The sequence below is a fragment of the Gammaproteobacteria bacterium genome (assembly GCA_032250735.1).
Classification (GTDB): Bacteria; Pseudomonadota; Gammaproteobacteria; order SZUA-152; family SZUA-152; genus SZUA-152.
In genome coordinates this window covers 33921-47178 of record JAVVEP010000018.1, presented here as the reverse complement: position 1 = coordinate 47178, position 13258 = coordinate 33921, and the positions used below count along the sequence as shown (strand labels likewise).

General features: G+C 59.7%; 12 protein-coding genes. All 12 read left to right on the top strand.

Annotation, left to right across the window (positions count from 1 at the left end; genetic code table 11):
* Positions 1–127: 127 nt before the first annotated feature.
* The 12 genes from serC (at position 128) to pyrF (ending at position 13124) form a co-directional block, all read left to right on the top strand.
* Positions 128–1213: a 3-phosphoserine/phosphohydroxythreonine transaminase gene (gene serC / locus RRB22_11040; GenBank protein ID MDT8384944.1), complete on the top strand. Its 1086-nt coding sequence runs from the start codon at positions 128–130 to the stop codon at positions 1211–1213.
* 73 nt (positions 1214–1286) lie between these two features.
* Positions 1287–2456, top strand: a complete 1170-nt coding sequence (locus RRB22_11035; GenBank protein ID MDT8384943.1) for a phosphoglycerate dehydrogenase — start codon at positions 1287–1289, stop codon at positions 2454–2456.
* 59 nt (positions 2457–2515) lie between these two features.
* Positions 2516–3595 carry a prephenate dehydratase gene (gene pheA / locus RRB22_11030; GenBank protein ID MDT8384942.1) on the top strand — a complete coding sequence of 360 codons (1080 nt, stop codon included), beginning with the start codon at positions 2516–2518 and terminating at the stop codon, positions 3593–3595.
* A gap of 18 nt (positions 3596–3613) precedes the next feature.
* Complete coding sequence (hisC, locus tag RRB22_11025) at positions 3614–4738, top strand: histidinol-phosphate transaminase (GenBank protein ID MDT8384941.1); 1125 nt, start codon at positions 3614–3616, stop codon at positions 4736–4738.
* 66 nt (positions 4739–4804) lie between these two features.
* Positions 4805–5665: a prephenate dehydrogenase/arogenate dehydrogenase family protein gene (locus RRB22_11020; protein ID MDT8384940.1), complete on the top strand. Its 861-nt coding sequence runs from the start codon at positions 4805–4807 to the stop codon at positions 5663–5665.
* Between the two features lie 75 nt (positions 5666–5740).
* The gene (gene aroA / locus RRB22_11015; protein ID MDT8384939.1) at positions 5741–7159 is read left to right on the top strand and encodes a 3-phosphoshikimate 1-carboxyvinyltransferase; all 1419 of its coding nucleotides are present in this window, start codon (positions 5741–5743) and stop codon (positions 7157–7159) included.
* 191 nt (positions 7160–7350) lie between these two features.
* Positions 7351–8034: a (d)CMP kinase gene (cmk, locus tag RRB22_11010; GenBank protein MDT8384938.1), complete on the top strand. Its 684-nt coding sequence runs from the start codon at positions 7351–7353 to the stop codon at positions 8032–8034.
* Positions 8035–8382: 348 nt separating this feature from the next.
* A complete protein-coding gene (gene rpsA / locus RRB22_11005; protein ID MDT8384937.1) occupies positions 8383–10068 on the top strand; it encodes a 30S ribosomal protein S1 in 1686 nt (561 codons plus the stop codon).
* A 145-nt stretch (positions 10069–10213) separates the two neighbouring features.
* Entirely contained in the window at positions 10214–10501 is a 288-nt protein-coding gene (locus RRB22_11000) for an integration host factor subunit beta (protein ID MDT8384936.1), read from the top strand.
* Positions 10502–10757: 256 nt separating this feature from the next.
* Entirely contained in the window at positions 10758–11051 is a 294-nt protein-coding gene (locus tag RRB22_10995) for a LapA family protein (protein MDT8384935.1), read from the top strand.
* 35 nt (positions 11052–11086) lie between these two features.
* Positions 11087–12253, top strand: coding sequence for a lipopolysaccharide assembly protein LapB (lapB, locus tag RRB22_10990; protein ID MDT8384934.1), 1167 nt, complete (start codon positions 11087–11089; stop codon positions 12251–12253).
* Positions 12254–12410: 157 nt separating this feature from the next.
* Complete coding sequence (pyrF, locus tag RRB22_10985; GenBank protein ID MDT8384933.1) at positions 12411–13124, top strand: orotidine-5'-phosphate decarboxylase; 714 nt, start codon at positions 12411–12413, stop codon at positions 13122–13124.
* Positions 13125–13258: the final 134 nt, after the last annotated feature.

The following is a 13258-nucleotide window of genomic DNA, read 5'->3' as shown; positions in this document are numbered from 1 at the left end:
CTGTGGAGGAACGGCCCTGCTGGCCGAGCCTTTCACAGTCCGCCGAAAACCGATGCGTGCATAGACAATAATAAACCTGAAAAAACAAGTTTCTGAAATTCACAATAACCAAAATTAGGAGTCGTCCATGAGGCGCGTGTTTAACTTTAGTGCTGGTCCTGCGGTATTGCCCCAGGAAGTGTTGGAAAAGGCCCAGGCCGAAATGCTGGACTGGCATGATTCCGGTATGTCAGTGATGGAGATGAGCCATCGCGGCAAGGAGTTCATGTCCATCGCCGCCAAGGCCGAGGCCGACCTGCGCGAGCTGATGGCGATTCCTGCGAATTACAAGGTGCTGTTTCTGCAGGGCGGCGCCTCCAGCCAGTTTGCGATGGTGCCGTTGAATCTGCTGCGTGGCAAAGGCACCGCCGACTACTATCGCACGGGCTCCTGGTCGAAGAAGGCCATCTCCGAGGCCAAGCGTTATTGTGAGGTGAACGTTGTTGCCAATACCGAGATCGATGGCAAATTCACCAGCGTGCCGGAGCAGGGCAGCGTGAAATTTAATCCCGATGCCGCCTATGTGCATTACACGCCGAATGAAACCATCGAAGGCGTGGAGTTTCCCTATGTGCCGGATACCGGCAATGTGCCGCTGGTGGTCGACATGTCGTCGACGATCCTGTCGCGGGCGATCGATGTGTCGAAATTTGCACTGATCTATGCGGGCGCGCAAAAGAACATCGGCCCCGCAGGGCTGACCATCGTCATCGTGCGCGATGACCTGATCGGTGAAGTGAAGGCCGGTACGCCGACCATGTTTGATTATGCCGTGCATGCCGAAAACGAATCCATGTACAACACTCCGCCGACCTTTGGCTGGTACCTGGCGGGTCTGGTGTTTGAATGGCTCAAGCAACGCGGCGGCCTGGCCGGAATGGCGGAGATCAATCAGCGCAAGGCGGCCAGTCTTTACGCCGCAATCGATGCCTCAGCCTTCTACGCCAACCCCGTGGCGCTCGACTGCCGGTCCTGGATGAATGTGCCGTTCACCCTGAAAAATGCCGAACTGGATGCGGCGTTTCTTGAGGGCGCCAAGGCGCAAAATCTGATGGCCCTCAAAGGCCATCGTTCCGTGGGCGGGATGCGTGCGAGTATTTACAACGCCATGCCGGAAGCCGGTGTGGATGCGCTGATCAGCTTCATGGCCGAGTTCGAAAAACAGCACGCCTGAGCCTCGGCTCGGCCGATTTTCGATGTTGTCCTGCATGTTAGGCGCGTAACCAGAAATAACCACGGGTAACTGTATGTATAAAATTCTGACACTCAATAATATCTCTGTCGCCGGACTGGAGCGTCTGCCACGTGAGCGTTACGAGGTGGCATCCGAGATCCAGCATCCCGACGCCATTCTATTGCGCTCGTTCAAGATGCACGACATGCCGATTCCCGCTACGCTGAAGGCGGTCGGCCGTGCCGGTGCCGGCGTCAACAATATTCCGGTCGACAAAATGAGTGCGGCGGGCATACCGGTATTTAACGCGCCGGGCGCCAATGCCAATGCGGTGAAGGAGCTGGTGATCACCGGCATGTTGCTGGCCTGTCGTAATATCTGTCAGGCCTGGGATTTCGCGCGCAAGCTCGAAGGGGATGACGCCGAGATCAACAAGCTGGTCGAGGCCGGTAAAAAGAATTTTGCCGGTTTCGAACTTCCGGGACGCACCCTGGGCGTGGTGGGTCTGGGGGCTATCGGTCGCCAGGTGGCGAATGCCGCCGAATCACTGGGCATGAATGTCATCGGCTATGACCCCGGCATCACGGTGGAAGGCGCCTGGGAACTTTCGGCCAATGTGAAAAAGGCGACCAGTGTGGATGAGCTGATGTCGCAGGTGGATTTCGTGACCTTCCATGTGCCCTTGATCGATGCCACTAAAAACATGATCAATGCCGAGCGTTTGAAGATCATGAAAGACAAGGTGGTGATTCTGAATTTCGCCCGCGGCGGCATCATCGACGACGAGGCGGTGTCAGCGGCGATCAAGGCCGGCAAGGTATACGCCTATGTGTGTGACTTCCCGAGCAACCTGCTGAAAAACCACGAGCGCGTCATCACCCTGCCGCATCTGGGCGCCTCCACCGGCGAGGCGGAAGACAACTGCGCCATCATGGTGGCGGACCAGGTGCGTGATTTTCTGGAGAACGGCAACATCACCAATGCGGTGAATTTCCCCGAGGTAAAGATGCCGCGCACCGAGGGTTACCGGCTGTCGATCGTTAACTCCAATGTGCCGAACATGGTCGGACAGATTTCCACCACCCTGGCGAATGCCGGGTTGAATATCGTGGACATGCTGAACAAGTCGCGCGCGGAACTGGCCTATACCCTGGTGGATGTCGATAAGGAAGTGCCGGAACCCGTCTTGCAGTCGATTCAGGCCATCGACGGTGTGTTGGCTGTGCGTGTCGTTCCCGGCTGAGCCGGGTCGACTGAATGCAGCGACGAATATAAAACCACAACATTTTTATTAACGATGTTATGACCGATAAGCTCGACACTATCAGGCAACAGATCGATGTGCTGGATGAAAAACTCCAGACGCTGATCAATGCACGCGCAACACTGGCGCAGCAGGTTGCGGCGGTAAAACAGGCGCAGGGAGATAACGCCGTGTTTTATCGTCCGGAGCGTGAGGCCGCCGTGCTGCGCAAGGTGGTCGAGCGCAATACCGGCCCGCTGTCCGGGGAAGAAATGGCGCGCCTGTTTCGGGAAATCATGTCGGCCTGTCTGGCGCTGGAGATGCCGATGCAGGTGGCCTTCCTCGGCCCTGAGGGAACCTTCACCCAGGCCGCCGCGCTCAAGCACTTCGGGCATTCGGTGGTTACCGTGCCCATGGCCGCGATTGATGAAGTGTTTCGCGAGGTTGAATCGGGCGCGGCAAACTATGGCGTGGTGCCGGTGGAAAACTCCACCGAGGGCGTGATCAACCACACCCTGGATATGTTCATGCAATCGTCACTGACTATTTGCGGTGAGGTTGACCTGAGCGTGCACCACAATCTGCTGGCACAGCAGCCTGATATGACTGCAATTAGTAAAATCTATTCGCACCAGCAGTCATTGGCGCAATGCCGCGAGTGGCTGGACGCCAATCTGCCCGGTGTTGAACGGGTGGCGGTGAGCTCCAACGCGGATGCCGCCAAACGTGCCGCCCGTGAAGCCGGCGCGGCAGCCATCGCCGGCGAGATTGCGGCGGAAATTTATTGCCTGCAAATCGTCAAAGCCAACATTGAAGATAATCCGCAAAACACCACGCGCTTTCTGATTGTCGGCCGCCAGGCAACCCCGCCCAGTGGCGACGACAAAACCTCCTTGCTGATTTCGGCGCCCAACCGGCCCGGCGCGCTGTATCAACTGCTGGCGCCGTTTGCCGAGAACGGCATCTCCATGAATCGCATCGAATCCCGGCCGTCGCGCCTGGCTAACTGGGAATATGTGTTCTTCGTTGACATCAATGGCCACTGCGAAGATGACAAGGTGGCCCGCTGTCTGGCGGCGTTGCGCGCCGACGCAACCATGCTGAAGGTGCTGGGATCCTATCCCCGGGCCGTGTTGTAACTCTCGCAGGACTGATCCATGGCAGACAACAGATTTATTTTAACGCCGACTGCGGGCGTGCAGAAACTGCGCCCCTACCAACCCGGCAAACCCATCGAGGAATTGCGGCGTGAGTATGGCGTCAGCGATATCGTCAAACTGGCCTCCAACGAAAATCCCCTCGGCCCCAGCCCAAAAGTGCTGGCGGCCCTGCAGGCCGGGTTTGCGGATCTGGCGCGCTATCCCGATGGCAATGGATTCGACCTGAAACAGGCGCTGGCCGCCCGGCACGGCGTCGATATGGCACAGATCACCCTGGGTAACGGTTCCAGCGATCCGCTGGAATTTGTGGTGCGGGTGCTGGTGCAGCCGGGTGACGAGGTGCTGTTTTCCGAACACGCCTTTGCCATGTATCCCATTGTCACCCAGGCCGCCAGCGCCACGGCGGTGGTGACCCCGGCCATTGACTGGGGGCACGATCTCGATGCCATGCTGGCGGCGATCACCGAGCGCACGCGGGTGATCTTTATCGCCAATCCCAATAACCCCACCGGTACCTGGCTGGGTGAGGATGCGCTGGAGGCCTTCATCGCCGCGGTGCCGGCACGCATCGCCGTGGTGGTGGACGAGGCCTATTTCGAATACGCCCGCGACCCCGGCCTGGGCGCCAGCGACTATCCCGATGCCAGCCAGTGGCTGGACCGTTTTCCCCACCTGGTGGTCACCCGCACCTTCTCCAAGGCCTATGGTCTGGCGGGGCTGCGCGTGGGTTACGCCCTGTCGCATCCCGATATGGCGAACCTGCTGAACCGGATCCGGCCGCCGTTTAACGTCAACAGCCTGGCCCTGGCCGCCGCCTGCGCGGGGCTGGAGGATGTCGACCACGTGCAGCGGGGCGTGGCCCTGAATACCGGGCAGATGGCGGTGGTCACCGCCGCCGTGCAGCAGATGGGTCTGACCTTCATCCCCTCGGTGGGCAATTTCGTCTGCATCGACGTGGGAGACGGGGCGGCCGCGGTGTATGATGCGCTGCTCCACGAGGGCGTGATTGTGCGCCCGGTGGCCAACTACGGCATGCCGCGCCATCTGCGGGTGACGCTGGGGCTGCCCGATGAGAACCGGCGATTTCTGACCGCCCTGGCGAAGGTGTTGGCGGGCAGCTGAGGCCTGCGCTGGCGGGTCGTCCACGCAGCCGGTGCGGATAAGCGACACAATTCTGGATACGACAGCTTGATCAAACAACTTACCATCATCGGCGTCGGGCTCATCGGCGGTTCCCTGGCACGGGCGCTCAAACGGGCGGGCGTGGTGGGGGAGGTCGTCGGTACCGGGCGGGATGTCGGGCATCTGCAACGCGCCCTGCAGCTGGGGGTAATCGACCGCATCGAGACGGCGCTGCCGGCCGCGGTGCGCGGTGCCGACATGGTGCTGGTGGCCGCGCCGGTGGGGGCGATGGAAGGGATCTTTCGCGCCATTGCCCCAACCCTGCCCGTGACGGCAGTGCTCACCGATGCCGGCTCCACCAAGGCCAGCGTGGTGGAGGCGGCCCGGCGGGCCTTTGGCGGGCTGCCGGCGAACTTTGTCCCCGGTCATCCCATTGCGGGCACCGAGAAGAGCGGGGTTGAGGCCTCGACCGCCGGGCTGTTTGAGGGGCGTCGGGTGATCCTGACACCGACCGAAAACAGCGCCCCCGAGGCGGTCGCACGGGTGCGCGAGATGTGGCAACAGGCCGGCGCCAAGGTGCTCGAAACCGGGGTGGATCACCACGACGAGGTCCTCGCCGCCACCAGCCACCTGCCGCACCTGCTGGCCTTTGCGCTGGTGGACACGCTGGCGACCATGGACGACAAACAGGAAATCTTTGAGTTTGCCGCCGGCGGCTTTCGTGACTTCACCCGCATCGCCTCCAGTGATCCGCAGATGTGGCATGACATCTGTGTACACAACGAACCGGCCCTGTTAAAGATGCTGGGGCGCTTCGAGGCCGATCTGGCAAAGCTGCGCCAGGCCATCGCCAACAACGATGGCGATTACCTGCTGAAGGTCTTTACCCGCGCCAAATCCGCGCGCGACCAGTTTTGTAACGATTAGCGATACACCCTCAAAAAAAACCAAAAAATCACCCGTATCTTCCCTATATTAAGAAACAGAGAGCCGGAAACCGCGATGAGCAGTGACAACCCAGTATCCGAGAGTGACGCGCCGCAAACAGACGCCCCACAAACAGACGCAATCACCGAAAAACCGCCGGTCCACAATGTCGTGTTTCGCGTTGCGCCGGGCGGAGCCCTGCAGGGCAGCCAGCGTGTGCCTGGTGATAAATCGATTTCGCACCGGGCCATCATGCTGGGCTCCCTGGCCGAGGGCGTGACCGAGGTGAGCGGTTTTCTGGAGGGCGAGGACGCGCTGGCGACCTTGCAGGCCTTTCGCGACATGGGGGTGAACATCGAAGGCCCGGACAATGGCCGGGTGGTCATCCACGGGGTGGGCATGCGCGGGCTCAGGACGCCGCAACACCCGTTGAACATGGGCAATTCCGGCACCTCGATGCGCCTGTTGGCCGGGCTGTTGAGCGGGCAGAATTTCAACACCATCCTCACCGGCGACGACTCGCTCTCCAAACGCCCCATGCTGCGGGTCACCGAACCCCTGGCGGAAATGGGGGTGGTGATCGGCACCACCGAGGCCGGCACCGCGCCGCTGAGCATTTGTGGCGATCAGCCCTTGAACGGCATCGACTACACCCTGCCCGTGGCCAGCGCCCAGGTGAAATCCTGCCTGCTGCTGGCGGGCATGTACGCCACCGGCCGCACCTGCGTGTCCGAACCGGCGCCGACCCGGGACCACACCGAGCGCATGCTGGCCGGCTTCGGTTATCCCGTACAAAGGGAGGCCCTGGAAAACCACCGCGCCACGGCCTGCATCGAAGGCGGCGGCAGGCTCACGGCCACCGCGGTGGAGGTGCCGGCGGACATCTCCTCGGCGGCCTTCTTTATGGTCGGCGCCAGCATCAGTGAGGGCTCGGATCTGCTGCTGGAACACGTGGGGGTCAACCCGACCCGCACCGGCGTGATCACTATTCTGCGCCAGATGGGCGCGGACATCAGCCTCAGCAACCAGCGGGAGGTGGGCGGCGAGCCGGTGGCCGACATCCGCGTGCGCTACGCGCCGCTGCACGGGATCACGATCCCCGAAGACCAGGTGCCGCTGGCCATCGACGAGTTTCCGGTGCTGTTTGTCGCCGCCGCCTGCGCCGAGGGCGAGACCGTGCTCACCGGCGCCCGGGAGCTGCGGGTCAAGGAGAGTGACCGTATTCAGGTGATGGCCGACGGCCTGCAGACCCTGGGGGTCGATGCCCGACCCACCGACGACGGCATGGTGATCCGCGGCGGGGGCGCCGGTTGCCGCCTGGGCGGCGGCCGGGTGGAAAGCCACGACGACCACCGTATCGCCATGGCCTTCGCCATCGCCGCCCTGCGCGCCAGCGGGCCGCTGGAGATCAACAACTGCGCCAATGTAAACACCTCGTTCCCGGGATTCGTCGCCCTGGCGCGGGCGGCGGGGATAAAAATCAGTGCCGAGTAAAAAAACAAGTGCCAAGTTCTGCGGCTTTTACTCAGCTCTCAGCACTCAGCACTATCCTTAATACCCGTAGGGCGCAATAACCGCAGGGCATTGCGCCGCATGACTCACTGCTGAGTGGGAGCAATGGTCTGAGCACTCAGCACTAAGGATCCGTTCAGAGCGCCAAGCTCTCCAAATCAGGAAGTGTATATATGACCACCAAAACCCCAGTCATCACCATCGACGGCCCGACCGCCTCGGGCAAGGGCACCATTGCCCGCCTCATCGCGCAACGGCTGGGCTGGCACATCCTTGACAGTGGGGCGCTATACCGCCTGGTGGCGCTGGCGGCCGAGAAACACAGCATCGCGCTGGACGATGTCGAGTCCCTGCAACCCCTGGCGGCCCATCTGGACGTGGAGTTTGTGGCCCCCGAGGAGACCGACGAGATGCTGATCCTGCTGGAGGGGGAGGATGTCACCCGGGAGCTGCGCACCGAGACCTGCGGCAATGGCGCCTCCAAGGTGGCGGCCCTGCCCGTGGTGCGTGAGGCCCTGCTTGCACGGCAACGGGCCTTTTTGCAGCCGCCGGGGCTGGTCGCCGACGGCCGCGACATGGGCACCGTGGTATTCCCCGATGCGGTGCTCAAAATCTTCCTCACTGCGAGCGCCGAAGAGCGCGCCCGCCGGCGCTATAACCAGTTGAAAGACAAGGGGTTAGGTGTTACGATGCGCAGCCTTTTGGAAGAGATAGCCGAACGCGATGAGCGTGACCGCAATCGCACAGCGTCGCCGCTGGTGCCTGCCGAGGATGCCGAAGTACTGGATACCTCGACACTGGGTATCGATGAAGTGGTCGATCACCTCTGGCAACTGTGTCAGCGACGTCTACACTGACTTTCCCTGCTTAACAGAAAGTATGCAGCTGAATGTGCAGGTTTCCAAAAGGCCTGCGGAGCCTGACCTGTCGTAACCATATGGCAGACAGTAGTGGCCGTAGTCAGCGTTAACAAGTAAGTGTTTAAGTGTAAGTGTTTAAGTGTAAGTGTAAGTAAAGAAAGGCAGTAAAGGGTGTTACCCACGGCGTTTCATCATGGTGATGAGTGGGTGGCGAAATTCATTAACAATCCGTTGGCTGTATCGTGGCATAGACTGGCGATCGGTTAACACTTGATTAAGGCGTTGCTGGGCGGTCGTTTCATCGTGCGTTACACCGTGAGCATATAACGTCAAGGAAATGAGAAAATGAGCGAAAGCTTTGCAGAAATGTTTGAACAGAGCCTGGCCGAAGTCGAAATGCGGCAAGGTGCTTTACTGAATGGTGTCGTTGTCGATGTGACCCCGGAAATGGTCGTCGTCAACGCTGGACTGAAGTCCGAAGGCGCCATCCCTGTCGATGAATTCCGCAATGAAAAAGGCGAGATCGACGTAAAGGTTGGCGATGCGATTGAAGTGGTGCTGGAGTACGTGGAAGACGGTTTCGGTGAAACCCGCCTGTCCCGCGAGAAGGCGATCCGTGCACACTCATGGCGCAAACTGGAAAATGCCTTCAACGATGGCGAAAGCGTTATCGGTATTATCAACGGCAAGGTCAAGGGCGGCTTTACGGTTGAACTGGATACTATCCGCGCCTTCCTGCCAGGTTCTCTGGTCGATGTCCGCCCCGTGCGCGACACCACCTACCTGGAAGGTAAAGAGCTGGAATTCAAGGTCATCAAACTGGATCAGAAGCGCAACAACGTGGTGGTTTCACGTCGTGCCGTGGTTGAATCCGAATCCTCTGATGAGCGCGATGCGCTGATCGAGAGTCTGGCCGAAGGTCAGGTCCTCAAGGGTATCGTCAAAAATCTTACCGACTACGGCGCGTTCATCGACCTGGGCGGTATCGACGGTCTGTTGCACATCACCGACATGTCCTGGAAGCGCATCAAGCATCCGAGCGAGATCGTGGAAGTGGGTCAGGAGATCGACGTCAAGGTGCTCAAGTTCGATCGTGAGCGTACCCGCGTTTCTCTGGGTCTCAAACAGATGGGCGAAGACCCCTGGGAAGACATTGCCCGTCGTTACCCTGTGGGTGCGCGCCTGTTCGGCAAGGTCACCAATCTCACCGACTATGGTTGCTTCGTGGAAATCGAGGAAGGCGTGGAAGGCCTGGTGCACGTGTCCGAGATGGACTGGACCAACAAGAACGTTGCCCCCAACAAGCTGGTTGACGCCGGCACTGAAGTAGAAGTTGTGGTGCTGGAAATCGATCCCGAGCGTCGTCGTATCTCACTGGGTATGAAACAGTGCAAGGCGAATCCGTGGGATGAATTTGCGGCCACTCATAACAAGGGTGACAAGATCAGCGGCACCATCAAGTCCATCACCGACTTCGGTGTATTCCTCGGTCTGGAAGGCAACATCGACGGCCTGGTGCACATGTCCGACATCTCCTGGAGTGAATCGGACGAAGACGCGATTCGTGCCTACAAGAAGGGCGATGTGCTGGAGACCGTGATTCTGGCGATTGATCCCGAGCGCGAGCGTATCTCCCTGGGCGTCAAACAGCTGGAGCAGGATCCCTTCTCCAACTACCTGGCCGCACACCCCAAGGGTACCAATGTGCACGGTACCATCACCGAAGTGGACGCCAAGGGCGCCACGGTGGACCTGGGTGACGGTATCGAAGGTTACATTCGTGCCTCCGAGATCGCCCGTGACCGCGTCGAAGATGCCCGCACCATGCTGAAGGTGGGTGAGGAAGTCGAGACACGCTTCATCGGTGTCGATCGCAAAAACCGTAACCTGAATCTGTCGATCAAGGCCAAGGATACCGCGGAAGAGGTCGAGGCGATCCAGGACTACAGCCGTCAACAGCCTGAATCCAAGGGTGGTACCCTGGGTGACCTGCTGAAACAGCAAATGGAAAGTAGTAAAGAAGCGGAGTAACCGGACGCTGTATAGCTAAATAACAGTACAAAAGTACCGATAACAAACGGTGAGCCACCCATAGCAAGAGCGGGGCGGCTCACCGCGGTACCTCTGGATTGTCCCATTTAGTGGAAATAGCTTTGGCGAGAACAGGATTGGTGAGATGACGAAATCAGAACTAATCGAGCGAATTGCACGCAGACAGCCACATCTGCCGTATAAAGATGTCGAGTTGTCGGTGAAGACGCTTATCGAACAGATGGCAAAAAATCTGTCGACGGGGCAGCGTATCGAGATCCGGGGCTTTGGCAGTTTTTCACTGCGTTTTCGCCCGCCACGGATTGGGCGTAACCCGAAAACGGGAGACGCCGTGGCACTGTCGGGTAAGTATGTTCCACACTTTAAACCGGGCAAAGATCTACGGGAACGTGTGAATATTCGTAAAGACTAGGCTGTCACCTCTTTAAACTGATCGTTATCGCACTATTTCGATACAAACAGATTCAGGTCATACAGGTATTGTTGTAACCCGGGTTTTGACAATATGCTGATTTACACCAAGACGGTATTTGCGAATTCGCGAGTACCGTTTTTTTTTGTGGTACCGTTAGTGCTTGAGTAGTGCCGCGAGTCGTGCCGCAGATCGATGTGCCGACCGGCGGATGGCGGTGTAAACGGGTCAGGTGTCACCAGGGGAGAGATCATATATGAAACGCATTGCCTCATTTGCCTTGTTGCTGCTGGTCTCATTATTGGGCCTGACGTTCGCGCTCATGAACGCCGAAAACGTGCAGCTGGACTATTACTTTGGCAGCGTGCAGGCGCCGTTATCCCTGCTGATGGTGGTCGCCCTGATAGTGGGTGCGGGGTGTGGTGTGCTGGCATCGCTGGGTATCGTGCTGGGACTGAAGCGCGAACTGGCAAAACTCCGAAAATCGAATAAGCTTGCCGAGCAGGAGGTCGCGAATCTGCGTTCTTTGCCACTCAAAGACAGCCATTAGCTCCTCGTCCCTAGACCCTTGATGATGTACCCGTTATGGAACTGACCCTATTATTCCTTCTGCTGCCGGTGGCCGCTGCGTCGGGCTGGTGGGTGGCGCGCCGTCACTACCAGTCGTCGGCCGAGACCCTGCAGCGTTGTGGCCCGGACTATTTCAAGGGCCTCAATCTGTTGCTGAACGAGCAGCCCGACAAGGCGATCGACGTGTTTGTGAACATGTTGCAGATCGACAATGACACGGTTGAAACCCACCTGGCGCTGGGGAACCTGTTCCGTCGTCGGGGCGAGGCTGACCGCGCCATCCGCATCCACCAGAACCTGATCGCCCGCCCGACCCTGAGCAAAAAACAGCGTGCCCTGGCCCTGTTTGAGCTGGGCCAGGATTACATGCATGCGGGGATGTTGGGCCGGGCGGAGAGCCTGTTCACGGAATTGCTGGAGCAGGGTGAGTATCGCGCCGAGGGTCTGGCAAAACTGCTGATTATCTATACCCAGGAAAAGGACTGGCAGAAGGCCATTGATACCGCGCGTCGACTGGAGCATCTCACCGGGCGGCGCATGAATGCCGATATCGCGCAATTCTACTGTGAGCTGGGTGATGGCCTGTTCGCCGGCGCGGAATACCCGGCGGCGCTGAAAATGTGTAAACGGGCTCTGGATGCCGATCGACACTGTGTGCGCGCCACCCTCTTGCAGGCGAACATCGAAAGGCGCAACGGCGACTGCAAGGCAGCCATCAAGACCCTGAAGCGGGTGGAAAAACAGGACGCCCAGTACCTGCCCGAGGTCGTTGGGCCCCTGTTGAAGTGCTATCAGAGCCTGGGCCGGCTGGAAGAGGCCGAGCAGTACCTGGACCATCTGGTCGCGGAGTTTAACGGCATCAGCCCCCTGCTGGCCCTGGCCGATGTGCTGCGACAGCAGGGCAAGGAGCAGGCCGCCAGCGAACGCATTATTGCCTCGTTGCGAGAGCGGCCGTCGGTGCGTGGCCTCAATCATTTGATCGAACTGCATCTGGCCGACAGTCAGGGTGCGGCGCGTGACAACCTGCTGATATTAAAAGAACTGACCCGGCGGCTACTGGAAGAAAAACTGCCCTACCGTTGTGGCAACTGCGGCTTCAAGGCCAAGACCCTGCTATGGCATTGCCCAAGCTGTAAAGACTGGGCAAGCATACGCCCGATCCAGGGCGTCATCGGCGAATAGCGGTGTCCGGTTGGGGGCGGATGCGCCCGCGACGGTACTATGGCAATGGGTGGCAATGGGTGGCATCGGTAGCGCCGAGTCGGGCGCAGGGCATGGGATATTCAGTTTCGATAGTTTTCGATAGTTTTCGATAGTAAAAAGAAAAGGGTGCGTAACGATGGCTGATCCAAAAACTGCTGACCCCAGGGTGATCGTCGCCCTGGATTTTTCCACCGCCGAGCAGGCGCTGAACCTGGCGCGTAAACTGGATCCGGCGCAGTGTCGCGTGAAAGTGGGTAAGGAGCTCTTCACCCGCACCGGCCCCGCGCTGGTCGAGCAATTGCAGCAGATGGATTTTGAGCTGTTCCTGGACCTGAAATATCACGACATCCCCAACACCACGGCACAGGCCTGCCGCGCCGCCGCCGAACTCGGCGTGTGGATGGTCAATGTGCATGCCCTGGGTGGCCGCCGCATGATGGAGGCGGCCCGCGAGGCGGTGGCCAATAGCCGCCACCAGCCGCTGTTGATCGCCGTCACGATACTGACCAGCCTGGATGGCCCCGAACTGGCCGAGGTCGGGCTGGCCGGTGAGCCGCTCGACAATGTCCTGCGGCTAGCCCGCCTCGCCGAGGCCTCGGGTCTGGACGGCGTCGTCTGCTCGCCACAAGAGGTCGCCACCTTGCGGGAAATCGTCGCGGACGACTTTCACCTGGTCACCCCCGGCGTACGCCCGGCCGGCACCGCCGCCGGCGATCAAAAGCGCATCACCACCCCCGAAGACGCCATACGCCAGGGCTCCAGCTATCTGGTTGTCGGACGCCCCATCACCCAGGCCGACGATCCACTAGCCGCCCTGGCCGCCATCAATGCCTCGATTCATGGGTTCTGAGTGCCAAGTGCTAAGTGCTGAGGTTAACCCCATACGGCGCAATGCCCTGCGGTTATTGCGCCCTACACCCCCCTTTACTGTAGGGTGCAATAACCGAAGGGCATTGCGCCGCATGAGCCCCAAAGCGACATCGT